Origin of the sequence: Salinispora sp. H7-4, from assembly GCF_013416675.1 — a bacterium.
In the GTDB taxonomy this organism is placed as follows: Bacteria; Actinomycetota; Actinomycetes; order Mycobacteriales; family Micromonosporaceae; genus Micromonospora; species Micromonospora vitiensis.
Genome location: NZ_JABZED010000007.1, coordinates 48,234 through 70,710, shown reverse-complemented (window position 1 = coordinate 70,710; position 22,477 = coordinate 48,234). Strand labels below are relative to the sequence as shown.

The 22,477-nt window shown below is 72.0% G+C and carries 19 protein-coding genes and 1 pseudogene; 15 read left to right on the top strand and 5 right to left on the bottom strand.

Annotated elements, in window-relative coordinates; translation table 11 throughout:
• Nucleotides 1-376, bottom strand: a pseudogene (locus tag H0524_RS24530) (hypothetical protein); the annotation flags it as partial.
• Between the two features lie 507 nt (nt 377-883).
• On the opposite strand from H0524_RS24530, the gene H0524_RS08215 reads away from it, so the two are divergent.
• On the top strand, nt 884-4,549 hold the full coding sequence (locus H0524_RS08215; protein WP_180198122.1) for an ABC transporter ATP-binding protein: 3,666 nt from the start codon (nt 884-886) through the stop codon (nt 4,547-4,549).
• 94 nt (nt 4,550-4,643) lie between these two features.
• Here H0524_RS08215 and H0524_RS08210 read toward each other — a convergent pair whose 3' ends face one another.
• Nucleotides 4,644-5,951 carry a dicarboxylate/amino acid:cation symporter gene (locus H0524_RS08210; protein ID WP_180198121.1) on the bottom strand — a complete coding sequence of 436 codons (1,308 nt, stop codon included), beginning with the start codon at nt 5,949-5,951 and terminating at the stop codon, nt 4,644-4,646.
• Nucleotides 5,952-6,264: 313 nt separating this feature from the next.
• On the opposite strand from H0524_RS08210, the gene pcaF reads away from it, so the two are divergent.
• From pcaF to H0524_RS08185, 5 genes are all read left to right on the top strand, one after another.
• Nucleotides 6,265-7,470 (top strand): 3-oxoadipyl-CoA thiolase, encoded by a 1,206-nt coding sequence (gene pcaF, locus H0524_RS08205; RefSeq protein WP_180198120.1) that lies wholly within the window; start codon nt 6,265-6,267, stop codon nt 7,468-7,470.
• A gap of 181 nt (nt 7,471-7,651) precedes the next feature.
• Nucleotides 7,652-8,470 carry an SAM-dependent methyltransferase gene (locus H0524_RS08200; RefSeq protein WP_180198433.1) on the top strand — a complete coding sequence of 273 codons (819 nt, stop codon included), beginning with the start codon at nt 7,652-7,654 and terminating at the stop codon, nt 8,468-8,470.
• Nucleotides 8,471-8,475: 5 nt separating this feature from the next.
• A complete protein-coding gene (locus H0524_RS08195; RefSeq protein WP_180198119.1) occupies nt 8,476-10,677 on the top strand; it encodes an EAL domain-containing protein in 2,202 nt (733 codons plus the stop codon).
• Nucleotides 10,678-10,898: 221 nt separating this feature from the next.
• Nucleotides 10,899-11,756 carry a type I methionyl aminopeptidase gene (gene map / locus H0524_RS08190; RefSeq protein ID WP_180198118.1) on the top strand — a complete coding sequence of 286 codons (858 nt, stop codon included), beginning with the start codon at nt 10,899-10,901 and terminating at the stop codon, nt 11,754-11,756.
• Nucleotides 11,753-12,466, top strand: a complete 714-nt coding sequence (locus H0524_RS08185) for a VIT1/CCC1 transporter family protein (protein WP_180198117.1) — start codon at nt 11,753-11,755, stop codon at nt 12,464-12,466. Before map ends, H0524_RS08185 begins: the two co-directional genes overlap by 4 nt.
• 10 nt (nt 12,467-12,476) lie before the next feature.
• On the opposite strand, the gene H0524_RS08180 is transcribed toward H0524_RS08185, so the two are convergent.
• The 3 genes from H0524_RS08180 to H0524_RS08170 form a co-directional block, all read right to left on the bottom strand.
• Nucleotides 12,477-12,947 carry a nitroreductase family deazaflavin-dependent oxidoreductase gene (locus H0524_RS08180; RefSeq protein ID WP_180198116.1) on the bottom strand — a complete coding sequence of 157 codons (471 nt, stop codon included), beginning with the start codon at nt 12,945-12,947 and terminating at the stop codon, nt 12,477-12,479.
• A gap of 72 nt (nt 12,948-13,019) precedes the next feature.
• A complete protein-coding gene (locus H0524_RS08175; RefSeq protein WP_180198115.1) occupies nt 13,020-13,463 on the bottom strand; it encodes a ferritin-like domain-containing protein in 444 nt (147 codons plus the stop codon).
• The gene (locus H0524_RS08170; RefSeq protein ID WP_180198432.1) at nt 13,460-13,894 is read right to left on the bottom strand and encodes a hypothetical protein; all 435 of its coding nucleotides are present in this window, start codon (nt 13,892-13,894) and stop codon (nt 13,460-13,462) included. The genes H0524_RS08175 and H0524_RS08170 overlap by 4 nt, the downstream gene beginning before the upstream one ends.
• Nucleotides 13,895-14,132: 238 nt before the next feature.
• Between H0524_RS08170 and rimP the strand changes: the two genes are divergently transcribed.
• The 9 genes from rimP (at nt 14,133) to H0524_RS08125 (ending at nt 22,201) form a co-directional block, all read left to right on the top strand.
• Complete coding sequence (gene rimP / locus H0524_RS08165; protein ID WP_180198114.1) at nt 14,133-14,795, top strand: ribosome maturation factor RimP; 663 nt, start codon at nt 14,133-14,135, stop codon at nt 14,793-14,795.
• Nucleotides 14,792-15,835, top strand: coding sequence for a transcription termination factor NusA (nusA, locus tag H0524_RS08160; RefSeq protein WP_180198113.1), 1,044 nt, complete (start codon nt 14,792-14,794; stop codon nt 15,833-15,835). Before rimP ends, nusA begins: the two co-directional genes overlap by 4 nt.
• 15 nt (nt 15,836-15,850) lie before the next feature.
• Nucleotides 15,851-16,183, top strand: a complete 333-nt coding sequence (locus H0524_RS08155) for a YlxR family protein (RefSeq protein WP_180198112.1) — start codon at nt 15,851-15,853, stop codon at nt 16,181-16,183.
• 93 nt (nt 16,184-16,276) lie between these two features.
• A complete protein-coding gene (gene infB, locus H0524_RS08150; RefSeq protein ID WP_180198111.1) occupies nt 16,277-19,282 on the top strand; it encodes a translation initiation factor IF-2 in 3,006 nt (1,001 codons plus the stop codon).
• An 86-nt stretch (nt 19,283-19,368) separates the two neighbouring features.
• Nucleotides 19,369-19,662 carry a DUF503 domain-containing protein gene (locus H0524_RS08145; protein WP_018728247.1) on the top strand — a complete coding sequence of 98 codons (294 nt, stop codon included), beginning with the start codon at nt 19,369-19,371 and terminating at the stop codon, nt 19,660-19,662.
• Between the two features lie 155 nt (nt 19,663-19,817).
• Nucleotides 19,818-20,288 carry a 30S ribosome-binding factor RbfA gene (gene rbfA, locus H0524_RS08140; RefSeq protein WP_180198110.1) on the top strand — a complete coding sequence of 157 codons (471 nt, stop codon included), beginning with the start codon at nt 19,818-19,820 and terminating at the stop codon, nt 20,286-20,288.
• Nucleotides 20,285-21,331: a bifunctional oligoribonuclease/PAP phosphatase NrnA gene (locus H0524_RS08135; protein WP_180198109.1), complete on the top strand. Its 1,047-nt coding sequence runs from the start codon at nt 20,285-20,287 to the stop codon at nt 21,329-21,331. Before rbfA ends, H0524_RS08135 begins: the two co-directional genes overlap by 4 nt.
• Nucleotides 21,332-21,584: 253 nt before the next feature.
• Nucleotides 21,585-21,992 carry a hypothetical protein gene (locus H0524_RS08130; RefSeq protein WP_180198108.1) on the top strand — a complete coding sequence of 136 codons (408 nt, stop codon included), beginning with the start codon at nt 21,585-21,587 and terminating at the stop codon, nt 21,990-21,992.
• On the top strand, nt 21,992-22,201 hold the full coding sequence (locus H0524_RS08125) for a DUF6186 family protein (RefSeq protein WP_180198431.1): 210 nt from the start codon (nt 21,992-21,994) through the stop codon (nt 22,199-22,201). The genes H0524_RS08130 and H0524_RS08125 overlap by 1 nt, the downstream gene beginning before the upstream one ends.
• The last annotated feature ends 276 nt before the right edge of the window (nt 22,202-22,477 follow it).

The following is a 22,477-nucleotide window of genomic DNA, read 5'->3' as shown; positions in this document are numbered from 1 at the left end:
GGAACAGGCCCTGCGAGTCGTGGTCGTTGCGGTCACCCAGGTGTCCCAGGTTCTCCAGCTTCGACTCCTGCAGGCTGGTGCCGATCGCCACGACGGCGGCGCGCTCGTCCATGCCGGCGGACTTGGTGGCCTCGATGATGGCCTTCACATTCGATACCTGCTCGTCGCCCAGGTCGATGCGTGACTGCTCACCTTGGGTGCCGTGCGGGATCAGCGTGCTGGTGTCGGGCTTGTCGGCCTGCACCACGCCAGCAGCAGCCGCGGCGGGGGTGGTGGTGGTGGTGTCGGTGAGGGTGCCCAGGGGGCCGGCGATGACACCGGTGGACAGGGCCAGACCAGCGATACCAAGGACGCTACGACGCAGAATCGTGTTCATGGGGGTTGCTCCATTCGGGGGTCGACACCCACCCACACGCCTGAAGGGGGGTCAGGCGGCACGGGGTGCAAGCACCGTCCGGCGCTCAAAGAAAAGAAAGGGGGGTCGGCGACCGCGGGCCGCCACAGGGGGCCCACACGGTGCCGGGTCCAGATGTAACGACCGACCGGCCACCGGCATTCCCGGCGACCGCACCCGGTGTCACCCGCCCGAGCGGGGCACCTCCACGGCCGTACGCAAGATGTAACGCCCCGACGGCCGCCGGGATTCCGCCACCACCGTGCCCCCGACCACACCGCAAGCCGGCACCAACCGGACATCAGCGGATTTGGCGCCGAACAGCCCCAGGCAGCACGCAGCGTGATCCGCTGCCGATCCGGGTCTTGCAGTCAACTTGGCTGGTGTGCCCGGCGAGGGCTCCCGTTGGCAGGGCCAAAATGGTTTGAGCGACGGGTCCCCGTCGGGCGAGGCTGGGCGTTCCAGCGCCGCTCGTCGTTAGGGTCTCCCGTGCGTCTGCTCCGTGACCTGTGGGCCACCGCGCCCCGCCGTATGACGATGGTGGGCATCCTGGTCCTACTCGGCGCCGGCGGTCAGGCCGCTGCCGCCGCGTTGGCCGGGCCGGTCCTGGTGCACCGCTCCGTCGGTGCCTTCGTCCTGCTCGCGGCGGCGCTGGTCGCCGCCGTGGGTAGCGCTCTCGTGGTCAATCTGGTGCTGGCCGGGGTGACCGCCGACTGGTCCGCCGCCGTCCGGCGCCGGCTCTGCCGGGTCGCCTTCGGGCAGGACCTGCCCACCTTGGAGGCGACGCCGGTCGGCGAGCTGCTTGACCGGATCGACGGCGACGTCTATGACGTTGCCGCCGGAATCCGATCGCAGGGTATCCGCATCGCCCAGATGCTGACCGCGGGCCTGCTCTCCGCGGTCGTCGCACTGGGCGTCTGGTGGCCGGCCGGGCTGACCATGCTGCTGCTCGCCGGTGGCCTCGCCGTCGGCCTGCGCCGGCCCACCGCGCGCATTGTCCCAGCCCGGATGGCCGAGGAGGCGGCCTGGTCCGACCTGGCCGCGGTGATGGAGGAGGCCGTCCACGGCCAGGATGACGTGCGGACCAGCCTCGCCCAGCCGTACGTGCTGCGGCTCTGGGCCACCCGGGCGGCGGCCGTGCTCGCCCGGGGGATGCCGGTGTGGCGGATGTCGGCCCGGGTCACCACCACCGCGGTCAGCGTCACCAGCGTCGGGGTCGCCGCGGTGGTGCTCGCCGGAGCGTGGGCGCTGGCCAGCGGTCGGGTGGACGGCGCCCGGCTGACCGCCGTGTGGCTGCTCGCCGTCGCTTTCGGTGCGACCGTCGAGCACGTCAGCCGGCTGGTGCCGGAGCTGCAGTACGCCCTCGGTGCCTGGGGCCGCGTACGGCTGCTGGCGGGTTCCCCGCAGGAGCCGGTGGGCGGGCTGGCCCCGGTTGACGGTGATCTGACGGTGCGGGGTCTGACCTTCCAGTATCCGGTGGCCGAGGGCAGCCGCGGCCCGGCCCTGCGCGACATCCACCTCACCTTCACCCGGGGCCGGTCGTACGCCCTGGTCGGGCGGACCGGTTCGGGTAAGTCCACGCTGGCGAAGGTGCTCACCCGGGCGGTGGACGTACCGGCTGGGACGGTCCTGCTCGGTGGCCGGGATCTGCGCGACCTGGATGTCGAGAAGCTGCGCCGCTGGGTGGCGGTGGTGCCGCAGCGTACCGAGATCCTGGCCGGCACCCTCGCGGAGAACATTGCCCTCTTCGACCCGGATCTTCTCGACGCCGCCACCGATGCCCTGCGTGAACTGGGCCTCGACGGCTGGGCCACCGAACTCCCCGACGGGCTGCGGACCCGGCTCGGCGAGGGTGGGCACGTCCTCTCCGCCGGTCAGGAGCAGCTGGTCGCGTTCGCCCGGATTCTGGTGCGGGACCCGCACGTGGTGATCCTGGACGAGGCGACCGCCCGGCTCGATCCGGTCACCGAGTCGCGGGTGCAGGCGGCCACCGAACGGCTGCTGCGCGACCGGATTGGGATCGTCATCGCGCACCGGCTCTCCTCGGTCCGGCACTGCGACGAGGTGGTGGTGCTGGCGGACGGCGCGGTGCTGGAGGCCGGGCCGCTGCGGGAGTCGGGGCGTTTCGCCGAACTGCTGGCCATCAGCGACGCCGTCACCCCCGACGCCGTCACCCCGGCCGCCGTCACCAGCGACGCCATCACCCCGGCCGTCACTCCCGTCAGCAGCAGCGTCCACGGGCCCGTCCAGGTTGGCGTTGGCGGTGGCCCCTTGGCTGTCAGGGGTAGCGGCGTCGGCGCTGGGGTCGGGCTACTGGACGGCACAAAGCCGGATGCTGGGCTCGAACCCGGCCCGGTCGCCGCCCCGGCGAAGCCCACCTCGCCGCTCCCCGTGGACGTCCCGCCCTCCGCCGCGGACGTCTCACCATCAGCAGTAGACGTATCGCCATCAGCTACGGGCGTCTCGCCAGCGGTGGCGCCCCTTGGCCGAACACTGCGGGAGATCTTCCGGCTGCTCCGCAACGACCCACGGTACGGGCTGGCGGCCATGGCGCCCTTCGTGGTGCTGGTGTTGGTCGGTCTGGACGGCCCGGTGCTGCCATGGCTCTGGGTGGACGTGGTGGACGGCGTCGGTGAGCCGTGGCTGCCGGCGCTCGGCATCGCGGCCGGGCTGCTGGTCACGCTGCCCTTCCACTGGTATACGACGCTGTGGTTCCAGAACTGGTGGGTGCGGCAGATGCTGCGGATCAACCTCCGGCTGGTGCATGGGCAGACCGGGCCCCGCCGGGTCAGCGGCTACACCCCCGCCGAGGTGGTCGCCCAGGGTGGTGACACCGAACGGGTCGTGGAGCTCGCCGACCACATGGTGGACCAGTTCTTCGGTCTGGCCCTGCTGATGACGATGACCGTTATCTCCGGCAGCGTCGTACCCGGACTCTTCTTCCTGGGGACGATGCTGGTGTCCGCGCTGGTCGCCGCCTTGTTCGGCCCGGCCCTGGAGCGCAGCGCACGGGCGACGGTGACGGCGCGGGCCGCGTACGCGACCGCGCTGGTCTCCGGGCTCTCCGCCGCGCGGACGGTGAAGCTGGCCGGCGCGACCGGGCCGGTGCTCGACCACCTCGCCGACCTGGACGCTGTCCGCAGCGAGCGCCAGCGGCGGGAGATCTCCACCCAGGTGTGGTCCCGCTCCACGCCGTCGGTGGTCAGCGGGCTGCTACCGATCGGCGCGTGGGCGCTGTTCCTGGCCGGTGTGCTGTCGGCCGGCGCGACCCTGGTCGCCGTCTCCACCCTCGTCGCGGCGCGCTGGATCGCCTGGACCGCGGCGTCGCTGTTCTCCCAGGTGCCGTCGGCTCGGGTGTGGACCCAACGGACGGCGGCGATGACCGGGGCGTCGACGTACTCGGCGGTGCTGCCGGGCGTCGACCCGGCCGCCGGTACCGCTCCGGCGCCGTCGGCACCGGCCCGGCACCCGCTGCGTCGGCTCGAGTTGGCCGGGTTCGGGGTCCGCCACCCGGACGGGGTGGCGGCGGTCCGCGACGTCGACCTGACGGTCGAACGCGGCCAGCTCGTCCTGGTGATCGGTCCGGTCGGGTCGGGCAAGTCGTCGCTGCTGCGGGCCCTCGCCGGGATCGTGCCGCACACCGGCCGGCTGCTGTGGAACGGCGTGCCGGTGACCGAGCCGGAGCTGTTTCTCCGCCCGCACCAGGTCAGCTACGTCGGTCAGCAGCCCCGCGTGCTCTCCGGGACGATCGGCGACAACATCACCCTCGGCTTTCCGGTGGACGCCGGCGCGGCGGCGTCCACCGCCCAGCTCGAGCCGGACCTGGCGGCCTCCGGGGCCGGTCTCGGGCTGGTCATCGGGCACAAGGGCGCCCGGCTCTCGGGCGGGCAACTACAGCGGCTCGCACTGGCCCGGGCGCTCGCCCCGGGGAGCGAGTTGCTGGTCGCCGACGACGTCTCCTCCGCGCTGGATGTCACCACGGAGCTGGCGCTCTGGGCGGCGCTGCGACAGCACGGGGTCACGGTGCTGGGGTCGACCTCGAAACGGGCGGCGCTGCTCCGCGCCGACCACGTCCTGGTGCTGGAGGACGGGCGGGTGGCCGCCCAGGGCCGCTGGGGTGAACTGGCGGCCCGGTGGTCCCACCTGGCCGGCTGACGGGAAGCCCCGGCGCTGGGCGGTGCCGGCCGAGTCCGTCGGGACCGACGCCGACCCCGCCCCAGCACCGGGGCGGGGCCGGGTGCGGATCCGCTCAGGCGGGGGCCAGGGCCGGCTCCTCGTGCTGGCCCGGCCGGGAGCCGCGCTCGACCGGGTCCTCGTCAACCAGGCTCCGCCGGCCGGCCGCGTCGTACGCGGTCCGGTCCAGGGTGCCCTCCCGGGCCGCCACGATCGTCGGTACGAGCGCCTGCCCGGCGACGTTGGTCGCGGTGCGGACCATGTCCAGGATGGGGTCGATGGCCAGCAGCAGGCCCGCGCCGGCCAGCGGCAGGCCGAGTGTGCTCAGCGTCAGCGTGAGCATGACGAGCGCGCCGGTGAGCCCGGCGGTCGCCGCCGAGCCGACCACGGAGACGAAGGCGATCAACAGGTAGTCGGTGACACCCAGCTCCACCCCGAAGACCTGTGCCACGAAGATCGCGGCCAGGGCCGGGTAGATCGAGGCGCAGCCGTCCATCTTCGTGGTGGCGCCGAACGGGACCGCGAACGAGGCGTACTCGCGGGGGACCCCCAGCCGCTCCACCGCGCGCTGCGTCACCGGCATGGTGCCGACCGAGGAGCGGGAGACGAAGGCCAGCTGGATCGCCGGTGCGGCGCCGGCGAAGAAGCGCAGCGGGTTGAGCCGGCCGGCACCGAGCAGCAGCAGTGGGTAGACCACGAACAGCACGATCGCGCAGCCGACGTAGACGGCGGTGGTGAAGCGGGCCAGCGGGGCCAGCAGGTCCCAGCCGTACGTGGCGACGGCGTTGCCGATCAGGCCCAGGGTCCCGATCGGGGCGAGCCGGATCACCCACCACAGCGCCTTCTGAACGATCGCCAGTAGGGCCCGGTTGAGTGCGACGAACGGCTCGGCGGGCGGGCCGACCAGCAGGGCGGCCGCCCCGATGACGAGGGCGAGGAAGACGATCTGGAGGACGTTGCCCTCGACGAAGGCGCCGACCGGGTTGGTCGGGACGATGCCGGTGAGGAAGTCGGTCCAGGAGCCGGTCCTGGTCGGGGCGGTGGCGTCGGCCGTGTCCAGGGTGACCCCGCGGCCGGGGTTGGTGAGGAGCCCGAGGCCGATACCGACGCTGACCGCGATGAGCGCGGTGGCGCCAAACCAAAGGAGCGTGCGCAGCGCCAGCCGGGCGGCGTTGGCCACGCCCCGCAGACTGACCACGCTGATCACGATGGCGGTGAAGACCAGGGGCGGCACGGCGAGTTTGAGCAGCTGGACGAAGAGGCCACCGACGGTGTCGAGGCCGCTGGCCAGCCAGCTCAGCTCACCGGCCCGGGCGAGGTAGCCGAGGGCCACGCCGAGGGCGAGGCCGAGCAGGATCTGCACGGAAAAAGGGATCTTGCGCATGAAAGGTCCAAGTCTGGAAAACGAAAAGGTACGGGCGGCGTCAGAGCTGCGGCCGCGCCGGACAGACACCGCTGGCCTGCCGTCGAAGGTCGACGTACAAGCGCACGGTGAGATTCCAGACGTTGGTCATTGCCGGATGACGATACACCGTTCTCCCTGGTCCGGGGAGCGGCTGGCCGGTGATCCTCCCCACCCGGGTGGCTCGGGCACCTGCGACCCCGCTGGTCCGGGCGTCGATATTCTGACGCCGGAGCGTTACCCGGGATCCGGGTCCGTTCCATCCCCCGGCCTTCCCACCCCCGAAGGACTCGCGATGACCGTGGCATATCTGGTGGCTGGTGTCCGTACCCCGATCGGGAGGTACGGCGGGGCGCTCGCCGGCGTCCGCCCCGACGACCTGGCCGCGCACGTGATCCGGGAGTTGGTGATGCGGTACCCGACGGTGGACTGGGCCCGGACCGACGACGTGATCCTGGGCTGCGCGAACCAGGCCGGCGAGGACAACCGCAACGTGGCCCGGATGGCGGCGCTGCTCGGCGGGCTGCCCGAGCAGGTCCCCGGCAGCACGGTGAACCGGCTCTGCGGCTCCGGCCTGGACGCCCTCGCCCTCGCCGCCCGTTCCGTCGTCGCCGGCGAGGCCGACCTGGTGCTGGCCGGCGGGGTGGAGAGCATGAGCCGGGCGCCGTTCGTCCTGCCCAAGGCCGAGACGGCGTTCTCCCGCAACGCGGAGGTCTACGACACCACCATCGGCTGGCGGCTGGTCAACCCGTTGCTGGAACAGGGGTGGGGTATCGACTCGATGCCGGAGACCGCGGAGAACGTGGCCGCCGAGTACGGTGTCACGCGGGCCACCCAGGACGAGTTCGCGTACCGCTCCCAGCAGCGCGCGGCCAAGGCCCAGGCCGACGGCCGGCTCGCCGAGGAGATCGTGCCGGTGTCGGCTCCGGCCGGTCGGCGGGGGACGACGCTGGTCGAGGTCGACGAACATCCGCGGGAGACGTCGCTGGCGAAACTGGCCGCGCTGCCCACCCCGTTCCGGGCGGGGGGCACGATCACCGCCGGTAACTCCTCCGGCGTCAACGACGGCGCGGTGGCGCTGCTGGTGGCCTCCGAGGCGGCACTGACCCGGTACGACCTGAACCCGTTGGCCCGGGTCGTCGGCGCCGCCGCGGCCGGTGTGCCGCCGCGGGTGATGGGCGTCGGCCCGGCGCCTGCCACCCGCCGGCTCCTCGACCGGCTCGGCCTGGCGGTGGGCGACCTGGACGTGGTCGAGCTGAACGAGGCGTTCGCCGCGCAGGCGGTGGCGGTCCTGCGGGAACTGGGTCTGCCGGCGGACGCCGAGCAGGTCAACCCGAACGGGGGCGCGATCGCGTTGGGGCATCCGCTCGGCGCGAGTGGGGCCCGGCTGGCGCTGACCGCTGCCCTGGAGCTGCGGCGCCGGGGCGGCCGGCGGGCGCTGGCCACGATGTGTGTCGGGGTGGGCCAGGGCATCTCGCTGCTGTTGGAGTCGGCGGGATGACCGGTGGCCCGCCCACACCGGTGACCGGTGGCCCGCCCACACCCTCCCGTCCGCATCGACGCACGCCTACAGTTGTGGGCACCTGATGATCCGCGGGTCGGCCGGTGACCTCCGCGTGTCCGCACGCGCCCTCGACACCGGTCCCCTCCCGCACCGCGGCGACGAACTGGGGTGTAGCACTGTGCAGAAGCAGGATGGACTTCCCGCTGAGATCGACCTTTCTCGCCCGAGCGCGGCCCGGGTGTATGACTACTTTCTCGGCGGGGCCCACAATTTCGAGATTGATCGGCAGCTCGCCGAGCAGATCGCCAGCATGACGCCGAACCTCGCCGGCACCATGCGCGCCGGCCGCGAGTTTCTCCGCCGGGCGGTCCGGGTGCTGCTGCACGAGGGCATCGACCAGTTCCTCGACATCGGCTCCGGTATCCCGACCGTCGGTAACGTGCACGAGGTGGCCCAGGCGGTCAACCCGAACGCCCGGATCGTCTACGTCGACATCGACCCGGTCGCGGTGGCGCACAGCCGGGAGCTGCTGGTGGGCAACGACCGGACCGGGGTCATCCACGCCGACCTGCGCGACCCCGGTCAGATCCTGGCGCAGGCCCGGGCACTGAAGCTGCTGGACTTCGACCGGCCGCTGGGCATTCTGCTCGCCGGGGTGGTGCACTTCATCGCCGACGACGATCGCCCGGGTGGCCTCCTCGCCACGCTCCGGGCCGCCGCCGCGCCCGGAAGCTGTCTGGTGCTCTCACACTCCACCTTCGAGGACCAGCCGCAGGAGATGCTCGATGCCCAGCGGTTGTCGGCGCGTACCGACACCGAGATCACCCTCCGGTCCCGTGCCGAGATCACCGGCTTCTTCGGAGACTGGACCCTGCTGGAGCCGGGGGTGGTCCACATGCCGTTGTGGCGGCCGGACTCCGCCTCCGACGTGGATGACAATCCGGCGCAGTTCGGTGCCTTCGGCGGGGTTGCCCGGCACGACCAATCGGGCGGCTGATCGCGGTGGCCGTCGTCCTGGAGCCGGGAGGGCGCGACCGTAGCCAGGCCGGCGCCGCGGGGTATGCGGCCGAGTGGGCCCGCGCCGTACGCCGGCTCGGCTTCGTCCCGTTCAGCGCTGCGGAGACCCAGCGGCTGCTGCACCTGCACACCGTCCGGCTGGCCCAGGCGCTGCGTGCCGAGCCGTTCTCGTCCCAGCCCGCGGCCCAGGTCGGCCAGGCGCTGGCCGAGGCGCACCTGACCGAGCCGGGGGTGCTCGACTGGTCGGTCCGGGCGCTCGGTGACCGGTTCCTTGCCCGGGTGCTGCCCGACCTGGTCGGTACGGAGGAGGTGGCGACCCGGGTCGCGGCGTTGCAGGGCGCGATGGCAGCCGGATTCGCCGGCGCGCTACGGGAGCGCACCTTCACCCAGCAGGAGCGGATCGCCCGCTCGGCCTGGCAGGCGCGGGACGAGGTGGAGCGGGCGTTGCGGGACAGCGAGGCCCGGTTCCGCGCGGTCTTCTCCGGTGCCGCCATCGGGATCGGTATCGGCCTGGTCGATGGCCAGATCATCGATGTCAACCAGGCTTTCGCCGACATGCTCGGCTACCCGATCGAGGAGTTGCGGCGGCGCAACGTGTCGTCGCTGTTCCACCCCGACGACGCGGCCGGGATCTGGGAGCTGTACCAGGAGGTCGTCGAGGGCAAGCGGGACACCGTCCGGATCGAGAAGCGGTACTACCGCAAGGACGGCACCACCGTCTGGACCGACCTGGCGGTGTCCTTGGTCCGATTCGACGACGGCCGTCCCCGGTTCACCGTCGCGGTGGTCGAGGACATCACCGAGCGTTACGAGCTCCAGCAGCGGCTCCGGTTTCAGGCACTGCACGACCCGCTCACCGGCCTGCCCAACCGGACCCTCTTCTTTGAGACCCTCGGGATGGTCTTCGACAACGCCGGCGCCGGTCACCCGGTCGGGGTCTGCTTCCTGGACCTGGACGGGTTCAAGGCGGTCAACGACAGCCTTGGTCACGATCTGGGCGACCAGCTGCTCGTGGTGATCGCCGACCGGTTGTCGGACTGCGTCGCCGGGTTCGGGCATCTGGTGGCCCGGATGGGGGGCGACGAGTTCGTCATCCTGGTCGACGACGGGGAGTCCCTCGACGACGTGGTGAGTGTCGCGGAGGCCGCACTCGCGGCCGTGGCCGCACCGATTCGGATCGGTGACCACCAGCTCATGGTTTCGGCGAGCGTCGGCATCGTCGAGTGCCCAGTGCAGACGACCGACCCGTCGGAGCTGATGAAGGCCGCCGACACCACGCTGTACTGGGCCAAGGCCGAGGGGCGTGGCCGGTGGGCGGTCTGGGACCGGGAGCGAAGCGCGCGCGAGATCGCCCGATCCACGTTGGCCGCCGGACTGCCGGCGGCCCTGGAGCGGGATGAGTTCGTGCTGGACTACCAGCCGATCGTCTCCCTGCGGGACGGCGCGATGCTGGCGGTGGAGGCGCTTGTCCGCTGGCAGCATCCCACGCTGGGTCGGCTTGGCCCGGCCCGGTTCATCGGGCTGGCCGAGGAGACCGGGTTGATCGTCCAACTCGGGGAGTGGGTGCTGCGCCGGGCGTGCCGGGACGCCGACACCTGGCGACGCGAGGTTCCGGAGGCCCGCCTGGTCGTCAGCGTCAATCTCGCCGCGCGTCAGGTGGAACACCCGGGCATCGTGGACGTGGTGGCGGAGGCGTTGACCGACAGCGGGCTCCCCGCCGAGCTCCTGCAGTTGGAGCTGACCGAGAGCGCCGTGATGGGTACCGCGGGGGAGCCGCTGCGGGCGTTGCACCGGCTGGCCGGGCTGGGGGTGGGGCTGGCCATCGACGACTTCGGCACCGGCTACTCGAATCTGGCGTATCTGCGCCGGCTGCCGATCCGGTCGTTGAAGTTGGCGGGCCTGTTCGTGGAGGGACTGCGCGAGGGCGGACCCGGGCAGGCGGCCGGCCATCGGGACGAGCAGATCGTGGACGCCCTGGTGCGGCTGGCGCGGGCGCTCGGGTTGTCGGTCACCGCGGAGGCGGTGGAGACCGGGGTGCAGGCCGAGCGGCTGCGGGCACTGCGTTGCGACACCGGGCAGGGCTACTGGTTCGGTGTGCCGGGGCCGGCGGGTGCGATCACGGCCCGGCTCCGTGGGCGGGGAGCGGTGGCGCGGAACCCATCGGGTACGGCGGATCACCGTACGTGAGAGAGAGGTTGGATCCCGCACCACCGCTCCGCCGGGCGTTGCCGAGCGCCCGGCGCTGGCCCGTCCGGATCGGGCCTGGTCACCGCAGTCAGGATGCGGCCGGGGTGGGCAGTGGGGCAAATCATTTCGGGCGGCGCGTGTGCTCGTCCGGCACGGTCCGGGACGGTCCGGGGCACGATGGGCGCCACGCGGCGTAGAGGTCGCGGCGTTAGGCTTGCGCCATGACCGTCCGTGCGCCGTTGACCCCCGGCACGCTCTCTCCCTGGCGACAGGTGCCCGCCCACATTCCCCGACCCGAGTACGTGGGCAAGAAGGAGCCCAGGCAGTGGCGTGGCTCACATGTGCAGACACCGGAGACTATCGAGCGGATGCGGGCCGCCGGGCGGTTGGCGGCACAGGCCATTGCGCTCGCGGGCGAACACTGCAAGCCGGGCGTCTCCACCGACGAGATCGATCGGGTGGTGCACGAGTTCCTCTGTGACCACGGCGCCTACCCGTCAACGCTGGGCTACCGGGGGTTTCCCAAGTCCTGCTGCACCAGCCTGAACGAGGTGATCTGCCACGGCATCCCCGACTCGACGGTGCTCCAGGACGGTGACATCATCAACGTCGATGTCACTGCCTTCCTCGACGGGGTGCACGGTGACACCAATGCCACCTTCTGTGCGGGTGAGGTGAGCGAGGAGGTCCGGTTGCTGGTCGAGCGGACCCACAAGGCGACGATGCGAGGCATCCGGGCGGTCGCACCCGGTCGGCAGATCAACGTGATCGGTCGGGTGATCGAGTCGTACGCGAAGCGCTTCGGCTACGGCGTGGTGCGTGACTTCACCGGGCACGGTATCGGCGAGGCGTTCCACAGCGGGCTCTACGTGCCGCACTACGACAGCCCGCGGCCCACCGACGTGATGGAGCCGGGCATGACCTTCACCATCGAGCCGATGATCACCCTCGGCACCTACCAGTACGACATGTGGGATGACGGCTGGACTGTGGTGACCAAGGACCGGAAGTGGACCGCCCAGTTCGAGCACACGATTCTCGTGACCGACGACGGCCACGAGATTCTCACCCTGCCGTGACCGAGACCCCGGCGGCGCTGCGGGAGGCACACCACGCGGACGTCTCCGGAGGCTGGCTGCGCCCCGCGGTCTTCGGCGCGATGGACGGACTGGTCACCAACATCGCCCTGATCGCTGGGGTGGGTGGCGGTGGGGTGTCGGCGCGGGCCGTGCTCCTCACCGGCACCGCCGGCCTGGTCGCCGGCGCCATCTCCATGGGGCTGGGGGAATACACCAGCGTCCGGTCGGCCAACGAACAGGTCGCCGCGGAGGTGGCCAAGGAGCGGCGGGAGCTGGAACGGCATCCCGAGGTCGAGGCGCGCGAACTGGCGGACACCTGGGTGGCCCGCGGCCTGCCCCGGGAGCTCGCGACGCAGGTTGCGGAGGCGGTGCGGCGCAATCCCGAGGAGGCGCTGCGGGTGCACGTCCGGGAGGAGTTGGGCGTCAACCCGGACGACCAGCCGAGCCCGTGGGCGGCGGCGTTCTCGTCGTTTGTCTGCTTCTCCGTCGGCGCCCTGGTGCCGCTGCTGCCCTATCTGCTCGGCAGTACCAGTCTCTGGCTGGCGCTCGGCGTCGGCGGCCTCGGCCTCTTCCTGGCCGGTGCGATCGTCGCCCGGTTCACCAGCCGGCGCTGGTGGACGGCGGGCCTGCGTCAGCTGCTGCTGGGTGGCCTCGCCGCCGCCGCGACCTACGGTATCGGCACCCTGATCGGGGTCCAGGGCGGGCTGTAGGAGGAGCCGGTTATCCGGCGACGGGTACCAGCCGGAACATGTGGATCTTGCGGTCGCCGGCCCGCTGCACGTAGGTCTGGTAGGCCGGCCACTCGGTCACCAGCAACTGCCAGAGTCGGTCCTGTTCGGCGCCCTCGGGTGTGTCGGCGCGTACCGGAAACCGGCGCCCCTTGATGTCCACCTCGGCGTGGGGGGTGGCGAGCAGGTTCAACGCCCAGGCGGGCTGGTGGGTCTGTCCCCAGTTCGACCCGACCACCACGTAGCCGTCCCCGTCCGGCACGTACAGCAGGGGGTTGCTGCGGGGTTGGCCGGAGCGGCGGCCGGTCGTGGTGATGACCAGCGACGGGAGAAGCCCGAGGGCGATCACCCGCCCGCGGCTGAGCCGTCCGACCGCGCGGTCAACCGGGACGAGGAGCCGGGCGGCGGTGCTGAACCAGCGGTGGTGGCCGACCCGACGGGTGAGGGAACCCAGAATGGACATGGGAGCATTCTGCCGACCTGCGGCCCGCGTCGATGCTCCGGGCCCGCGGTCGCCGACCGTCGCCGAACGGGGTCAGGCGGTCCTTCCGGGGAAGGGCGTGGTCAGGGGGGTGATCCCCGCGGTTCGCCGCCAGCGGGTGGCCCGCACCGCACAGTCAACCAGCGCCGCGAGCGCCCGTTCCCGCTCGGCGCCGCTGGTGGCGGCCACCGCCGCCTGCCAGAATCCCGCCGTCCGTTCCTCGACGTCAACGGCGAGCCGGAGGGCGCTCGCCTCGTCGGTGACGGGGAACGGTAGGGCGTAGCCGGCCTGGTCGGCCGGGAGGCTGTCACCAGCGTCGGTGAGGTGCAGCACCAGGTCGTCTCGGCGGCGCCGGTGTGTCGCCTCGGCATCGCGGGCCGCCTCCTGGGTGGGGCCGGTCAGGCGTACGCCGATCGGGCCGTAGGCCCAGATGGCGGCGTATTCGGCGGTCAGGGCCGCGGCGTGGGCGGAGCTCGCGCCCGGGGTGGGGGTGTTCACTGCAGCGCCTCCAGGTGGCTGGCGCGGGCCGCGGCGATGCTGGCGAGCAGGGCGGCCCGCTCGGCCGGTGCGGCCAGGCAGGCCCGGGTGGCCGACTCGCCGGCTGCCCGTTCGCGTTCGCGTAGCCCGGTGAGGGTCGCGTCGGCGTTGGCGGGGGTGCTGGTGGTCGGGGTGGCCGACGGTAGGGCCACCTTGGTGATCCGGGCCAGCTCCGCCGCGTGCGCGGCGTGCGCTTCGGTGATCGGCGTCAGCCGTTCGGCCAGCGTGGGGTGCGTCGTGGTGGCGTCCCGGTAGGCCGCGGCGAGCGCGAGCGCCTCATCCACCATGGGGGCGAGTGGGTCGGGTGGGGGTGGTTCCTGGTTGAACGGATCACAGCCGGTGAGCGACGGTACGGCGCCACCGAGGGTCAGGAGGGCGCCTACTCGTAGCACTTTTCGTCTGGAATGTCTCATTGTTCCGTCCGGAAGTGGGTCCGGCTGCGTCGTTTTGCCCATCACCGTCCAAGTCAACACCATGCTGGCCCCCCTCGCGTTGGCCGGAGTCGGTGCGCCGGCCCATCCGACTGACGGGCAGCGCGTTACGCTCTGCGCAACCACCGGCGCGTCCGCCCCGGTGGCGTGTGGCTATGGCGACCGACCGGGTGCCGCCAACAGCAGATAGGGGCGCTAGATGAGCCAGCGTGGCCGGGCCACCAGGCCCACCGGGCCGACGGGGCGACCGCGGCGCACGGGTGGCCAGCGCAGCGCCGGTCGGGTCGGCCGCGGCGGTGATCTCGCCAGCCGGCGGGCTCGGTTGCACGAGGTCGTCGAACCGGTCATCGGTGCGGCCGGATACGACCTGGAGGAGCTGTCGATCTCCCGGGCCGGCCGGCGCCACGTGGTGCAGGTGATTGTCGACGCCGACGGTGGTATCGACCTGGACGGCGTCGCCGACGTCTCGCGGGCCGTCTCCGCAGCCCTGGACGCGGCCGAGGAGGAGCGCGGGGACCTCGTCGCCGGCGAGTACCAACTCGAGGTCAGCTCGCCGGGGGTGTCCCGCCCGCTCACCCTCCCCCGGCACTGGCGGCGGAACGCCGGCCGGCTGGTACGGGTCATGGTGCGGGGTGGGCCGGAGACCGGCGACCGCCAGGTAACCGGCCGGGTGGTCGAGGCGGACGATGAGCAGGTGGTGTTGGAGACCGACGCCGGCCGGACGGCGTGGCGCCACGCCGAGTTGGGCCCGGGACGGGTGCAGATCGAGTTCACCCGCCCGGGCGAGGCGGATGGCGCTGACGGCGCCGACGAGGCCGGCGATTTCGACGACGATGATGATGTGGAGGGCGAGGAGAGGTGAACATCGACCTCGCGGCGCTGCGCGCACTGGAGCGTGAGCGGGAAATCCCGTTCGACACGATCCTCGCGGCGATTGAGACCGCGCTGCTGACGGCGTACCGGCACACCGAGGGTGCGCAGCCGCACGCCCGGGTGGAGATCGACCGTAAGACCGGCGCGGCCTTGGTCTTCGCCCAGGAGGTGGAGCCCGACGGCGGTGTGGTGCGGGAGTGGGACGACACCCCGCACGACTTCGGTCGGATCGCGGCGATGACCGCCAAGCAGGTGATTCTTCAGCGGCTGCGGGAGGCCACCGACGAGGTGCACTTCGGCGAGTACGTGGGCCGGGACGGTGACCTGGTGACCGGGGTGGTCCAGGCGCACGAGGCGCGTGCCGAGAAGGGCATCGTCAGCGTGGATCTGGGCAAGCTGGAGGGGGTGCTGCCCCAGTCGGAGCAGGTCCCCGGTGAGCAGTACGCGCACGGCGAGCGGGTGCGCTGCGTCGTGGTGCACGTGGCCAAGGGCGTACGCGGTCCGCAGGTGACCCTGTCCCGCTCGCACCCGGCGTTGGTGAAGAAGCTCTTCGCCCTCGAGGTGCCGGAGATCGCCGACGGCACGGTGGAGATCACCGCGATCGCCCGTGAGGCAGGTCACCGTACGAAGATCGCGGTCCGCTCCACCGCGGCGGGGGTGAACGCCAAGGGTGCCTGCATCGGGCCGATGGGTCAGCGGGTGCGGGCGGTCATGGGTGAGCTGCACGGGGAGAAGATCGACATTATTGACTGGTCGGAGGATCCGGCGGCCTTCGTCGGCAACGCGCTCTCGCCAGCCAAGGCCCTCCGGGTGGAGGTGGTTGACCTGGCCTCCCGTACCGCCCGGGTGACGGTGCCGGATTTCCAACTTTCACTGGCTATTGGGCGAGAGGGGCAGAACGCCCGGCTTGCCGCCCGGTTGACCGGTTGGCGGATTGATATTCGCTCCGACGTCGAGCCGGCCCGTCCGGCGGGCGACCCCGATGTCGATCACGTCCCGGAGCCGGGCCGCGCGATCTCTGGAGGGTAGGGGTAGACTTTCCCAGTGGTACGACGCGCGCTGCCGGAGCGCACCTGTGTGGGTTGCCGGTCTCGAGCGTCAACCAAGGAACTGCTGCGGGTTGTCGCGGTGGGTGCTGGGGCTGGTCACAGCCTCCGTCCCGACCCGGCCCGCAGGATGCCGGGTCGGGGGGCGCACGTGCACCCAGACCCGGCCTGCTTCACGCAGGCGGTGCGGCGTCGTGCTTTCGGGCGGGCGCTGCGCGTCATCGGGGTCCCCGACCACGGTGAGCTTGCGAGGCACCTCGATGCGCCAGCCACGACGTCCGGCCAACCCGACCGGACGCGGGTCGCTAGCAAGGTAGGACGACCGACATGAGCACACGATGAAGTCGCAGAAATGACCAGGCTTCAAGTGCACGAGTGAGGTCGCTGCGGGTGCTGCCCGCACGACCTCGGAATGAGGAGTGCAGTGGCAGGAAAGGCCCGCGTACACGAGCTCGCCAAGGAGCTCGGGGTCGAAAGCAAGACCGTTCTCGCCAAGCTCAAGGAGATGGGCGAGTTCGTGAAGTCCGCGTCCAGCACGGTCGAGGCGCCGGTCGCCCGACGGCTGCGTAACGCGTTCGTCAACAACGCTGGTTCGCCCGCGCCGGCAGCTCCGCCGGCGGCGACGACCCCGACCCCGACCCCGACTCCAACCCCTCCCCGGACCCCGACCCCGGCGCCGCCCTCGGGCGGATCCCGGGTCACGGCCAAGCCCATGCCGCCGCGGCGGCCGGGTGCCCCGACGCCCGGCCCGAAACCCAAGGGTCCGGTTCCGGGTCCGCCGCAGTCCGCGACCCCGGCCGCCAAGCCGGCGAGCGCCCACGACATCGAGGTGGCGGCCGCCGAGGCGCGTGCCGCCGCGCTGAAGGCCGAGCAGGAGGCCGCGGTCAAGGCCGCGCAGGCTGCCCGGCAGCAGCAGCGGGAGAACGTCCGGCGGGAGCCGCCCACCGAGGGTGGTCCGCGTCCGGGTCCCCGCCCCGGTCCCGGCACGATGCCGCCCCGGCCCGGCTCGCCGGCCGCCGGGCGTTCCGGCGGGCCCACTCCGGGCCCCGGTCCCCGGTCCGGCGGTCGTCCGCCGGCGCGTGGCGCCGGTAACAACCCGTTCGGCATCCAGGGCGGCCAGCAGCGTCCCCCGGCCGCCGGTGCGGGTGGCCCGCGGCCGAGCCCGGCCTCCATGCCGCCGCGGCCGAGCCCGGCCTCCATGCCGCCGCGGCCGAGCCCGGCCTCCATGCCGAGCCAGCGTCCCGGCCGTCCCGGCGGTCCCGGTTCCGGTCGTCCCGGTGGTGGTGGCGGCGCCGGCCGCCCCGGTGGCGGTGGCGGCGGCGGTGGTTACCGTGGCGGCCCCGGTGGCGGCGGTGGCGGCGGCGGTGGTTACCGCGGCGGCCCCGGTGGCGGCGGTGGCGGCGGCGGTGGTTACCGCGGCGGCCCCGGTGGTGGCGGCGGTGGTTTCCGCGGCGGCCCCGGTGGCGGCCGTCCCGGCGGCGGTGGCCGTGGTCGCGGTGGCGGTGCCGCGGGTGCCTTCGGGCGTCCCGGTGGTCGGCCGACCCGCGGTCGCAAGTCGAAGAAGCAGCGCAGACAGGAGTTCGACAACCTGTCGGCCCCGACCATGTCCTCGGGTGCGCCCCGGGGGCAGGGTCAGACCGTCCGGTTGTCCCGTGGCGCCTCGCTGTCGGACTTCGCCGACAAGATCAACGCTAATCCGGGTTCGCTGGTCCAGGAGATGTTCAACCTGGGCGAGATGGTGACCGCGACCCAGTCCTGCTCCGACGACACCCTGCTGCTGTTGGGTGAGCACCTGGGCTTCGTCGTCCAGATCGTCAGCCCGGAGGACGAGGACCGCGAGCTGCTCGCGCAGTTCAACATCGACCTCGACGCCGAGGTGGCGGAGGACCGTCTGGTCAGCCGGCCGCCGGTGGTGACCGTCATGGGTCACGTCGACCACGGTAAGACGAAGCTTCTGGACGCGATCCGGAAGGCGAACGTGGTGGCCGGCGAGGCGGGTGGCATCACCCAGCACATCGGCGCCTACCAGGTCCACGTACCGCACGAGGACCAGGACCGGGCGATCACCTTCATCGACACCCCCGGTCACGAGGCGTTCACCGCCATGCGTGCCCGTGGCGCCCAGGTCACCGACATCGTGATCCTGGTCGTCGCGGCCGACGACGGGGTGATGCCGCAGACGATCGAGGCGTTGAACCACGCCAAGGCGGCCGACGTGCCGATCGTGGTGGCGGTCAACAAGGTCGACAAGCCGGACGCCAACCCGGACAAGGTCCGCCAACAGCTGACCGAGTACGGACTGGTCGCCGAGGAGTACGGCGGCGACACCATGTTCGTCAACGTGGCGGCCAAGCCCGGTACCGGTATCGACAGCCTGCTCGAGGCGGTCCTGCTGACCGCGGACGCGTCGCTGGAGTTGACCGCTCCGACCGACGGCCCGGCGCAGGGTGTGGCGATCGAGGCGCACCTGGACAAGGGCCGGGGCGCGGTGGCGACGGTGCTGGTGCAGAAGGGCACCCTGCGGGCGGGCGACTCGATCGTCGCCGGCGGGGCGCACGGCCGGGTTCGGGCGATGCTCGACGAGAACGGCAACCAGGTCGCCGAGGCGGGTCCGGCTCGTCCGGTGCTGGTGCTGGGTCTGACCGCGGTGCCGGGGGCGGGCGACACGTTCCTGGCCGCCGAGGACGACCGCACCGTGCGGCAGATCGCCGAGCAGCGGCAGGCACGGCGGCGAGCGGCGGCCTTCGCCAACTCCCGCGGCCGGGCCACCCTCGAGACGCTTATGGAGCAGCTCAAGGCGGGCGAGAAGACCTCGCTCAACCTGGTGCTCAAGGGCGACGTCTCCGGTTCCGTGGAGGCGCTCGAGGATGCCCTGTTCAACCTCGACATCCCCGAGGAGGTCCAGCTACGGATCATCCACCGCGGCGTCGGGGCGATCACCGAGAGCGACGTCATGCTCGCGAGCGCCTCGTCGGAGGCGGTCACGATCATCGGCTTCAACGTGCGGGCCGCCAACAAGGTCCGCGAGATGGCCGACCGCGAGGGCGTGGAGATGCGGTACTACACCGTCATCTACCAGGCCATCGAGGAGATCGAGGCGGCGCTCAAGGGCCTGCTCAAGCCGGAGTACGAGGAGGTCGAGCTGGGCACCGCGGAGGTTCGCGAGGTGTTCCGTTCGTCCAAGGTCGGCAACATCTCCGGCTGCATCGTCCGGTCGGGTCTGCTGCGGCGCAACGCCAAGGCTCGGCTGCTGCGTGACGGCGCGGTGGTGGCGGACAACCTCACCATCAGCTCGCTCAAGCGGTTCAAGGACGACGCGACCGAGGTGCGCGAGGGCTTCGAGTGTGGTCTGACCCTGAGCGGCTACAACAACGTCCAGGTCGGCGACGTGATCGAGACCTTCGAGATGCGGGAGAAGGCGCGCGCCTGATCCGGTAGGGACACAGGTCAAGGGGTTTACGCCAGACGGCGTAAACCCCTTGATCATGTCCGGCTTCGTCCGTAGTCTCCGGGACGATGTTCACCGGAACTGCGGTATTCGACCTTCTCCTGCCGGGCGACTCCCGGTCGCTGAAGGCCAAACGGTCCTATGTTCGGCCGATCGTGGCGGCGCTGCGCCGCGTCGAGGTTTCCACCGCCGAGGTGGGGGCGCTCGACCTGCACGGGCGGGCGGAGATCGGCGTCGCGGTGGTGGCCGCGACGGCGGCGCACGTACGCGAGGTGCTCGACTCGTGTGAGCGACTGGTCGCCACCCGTCCCGAGGTTGAACTGTTGTCGGTGCGGCGGCGACTGTACGGCGCGGACGACTGATCCACTGGCGTCGCTGCGGGTCTGCCCCCTGGGCGGTCACCGCACCGGCGGCGTACGGGCGGACCGGCGGCGCGGGTAGTGTTCGTGGTGATGGCCGGCGGCTTGGGCACTCCCGGTGCCCGGCGGCCGGGAGCGGTACGCCTGGAGGTGGCGAGATGTCGGATCCGGCCAAGGTGCGCCGGCACGCGGAGCGGGTGCGTGAGCTGGTGGCGTCGGTGGTACGTAGCCAGATCAAGGATCCCCGGCTCGGCATGATCACCATCACGGATGCGCGGATCACCGCTGACCTCCGCGACGCCACGGTCTTCTACACGGTGCTCGGCGACGCGGCCGCCCAGGCGAGCACCGCTGCGGCATTGGAGAGCGCCAAGGGCATGTTGCGCAGCACCGTGGGGAAGGCGCTGGGGCTGCGCCACTCGCCGACGCTGACCTTCGTCCTGGACGACGTTCAGGACCAGGTCAAGCACATTGACGACCTGCTCGCCCAGGCCCGCCACGCGGATGCCGAGGTGCAGCGCCTCGCCACCCGGGCCGAGTATGCGGGTGAGGCCCAGCCGTACCGGCTGGAGGAGGAGTCCGAGGCGGCCGGGGACGAGGTGCCGCCGCCGGGCGGGGAGCAGCGGTGACCGATTCCGCCGCCGGGGCACGGTCCACGCCGGCGGACGCCGACTGGGCGGCGGCGGTGGCCGCGGTCCGGGCAGTGCCGGCCGCGGGGCGGGTGCTGCTGGTCTGTCATGTGAACCCGGACGGGGACGCCCTCGGCAGTATGCTCGGCTTCGCTCTCGGCCTGCGCCGGCTTGGTCTGCGACAGGTACAGGCCGCCTTTCCCGGCCCGCCGCAGCTCCCGGAGCCGCTGCGCGGGCTGCCCGGTGAGCAGTTGCTGGTGCCGGCGGCGGAGGCGGTTGCCGATCCAGACCTTCTGATCAGCTTCGACGCGGCGAGCGAGTCCCGGTTGGGGGAGCTAGCTGACCGGCTGACGACCGCCGGCAGCACGTTGGTGCTCGACCACCACGTGTCGAACCCCGGCTTCGGCGCGATCAATCTGGTTGACCCCGGGGCGGCGGCCACCGCGGTGCTCGTGGACGAGCTGCTCAACCGGTTGGGGGTGCCGCTCGACGCGGAGATCGCGGAGTGTCTCTACGTGGCGTTGACCACCGACACCGGGTCGTTCCGGTATGCGGCCACCACCGCGGCGGTGCACCGGTTCGCGGCCCGGCTACTCGCCACGGGCATCCGTCCCGGTGAGATCTCCCGGCGCGTCCTGGACACCCGCCCGTTCGGTGCCGTGCGGCTCTGCGCCGAGGTGGTCGGTCGGGCCCGGCTGGAGCCCGCCGCGGCGGGCGGTCACGGCCTGGTGTGGACCTGGGCGAGCCAGGAGGACCTGGCCCGGCACGGGCAGCCGGCGTACGTGCTGGAGGCGCTGATCGATGCGGTGCGGTGCACGGCGGAGGCCGACGTGAGCTGCGTGGTGAAGCAGACCGCCGACGGCGAGTGGGCGGTGTCGTTGCGGAGTAAGGGCGCGGTCGACGTGAGCCGGGTGGCGATGGCGTTGGGCGGCGGAGGGCACCGGCTCGCCGCCGGCTTCACCGGCCGGGGCGGCGCCGACGAGGTGGTGGAGGCCGTCCGGCGGGAGCTGGCCGAGGCGCTACTCGCCCCGACCGGCGGTTGAGGGGTGGCCGCGCGGTGTCGGTCTGGTGGGCTTCGCGGCAACGGTCGGGTAGCCCTGCGCTAACGGTTGGGTAGAGCCCTGCGCCAACGGTCGGGGTGCCCTGCGGTAGCGGTCAGCCTTGTGGTGGCGGTCAGGTCAGCCTTGCGGTTAACGGCCGGCTGGCCGGTCGGCAGATGATCTGCCGACAAAGATCAGGGTCGGCTTACGGGTGTTCGGTCTTCCCGCCGTCGGTAACGGTGGGCAGAATTGTGGAATGGAACAGCCCTGTGACATGACCATCGAGGCGCCGCGTGCCTGGGATCGCCCCGCTGTCACCGTGCCGGTGCTCGTCTGCCTGTCGTTGGTGGGTGGCCGGTTTCCGTCCTTCTCGATTGAGGCGAACCTGTGGACGCTCGGCACCGGTGGTGTCCTGATCTGGCTTGGCCTGGGTAACCGGGTGCCCCGGCGGCCCGCACCGGTTCGGCTGGACCGGGGTGCGGTGTGGTGGACGTTGCCGGTGGTGGTGTTTGTGGTCTTCGAGGGGACCACCTTCGCTGCCGCTGCTGGTGATGATTTCCCGACCTTCTCCCGGCTGGCGGATCCATTGCTGGAGGACGGGGTGATCCGCTCAGCGGGTTGGCTGGCCTGGTTGTCCGCGTTCTGGGGGCTGGTGCGGCGATGATGCGGACACTGGCGATCGGCGGTTTCCTGGTGGCGGTGGCGCTCTTTGTCGCGGTGGAGTTGGCGGCCCGCCGGGAGGGGTCCCGTATCCCCACCCTGGGTGCGGTCTGCGCGTACATCATGCGGTACGAGGTCGGCTCGGTGCCGGTCGGCCGGATTGGGCTCTTCGGCTTCTGGTGGTGGCTGGGCTGGCACTTCCTGGCTCGTTGAGGTGCCGCTTCCGCGCCGGCCGACCAGCGGCCTCCGGAGCTCTGGCTCCGCCCGGATGGTGGGAACAGTCGGCGGTGGGCGGACCTGAACGATAGCTTGGGTATTGACCGATGCCGTGCTGACGGTGCTGGTCGTGAGTGGTGGGGCCGTACCCGGCGTCGCCGCTCTCCAGGGTCGGACCGACCCGGGCTCGCTGCTCCGTGCGCTGCTCCGGCAACCCCGGACGCCCGCGGGTGGCAGACCTTGCCCGTGAGTTCCACCGCTGCGGTGGTGGCT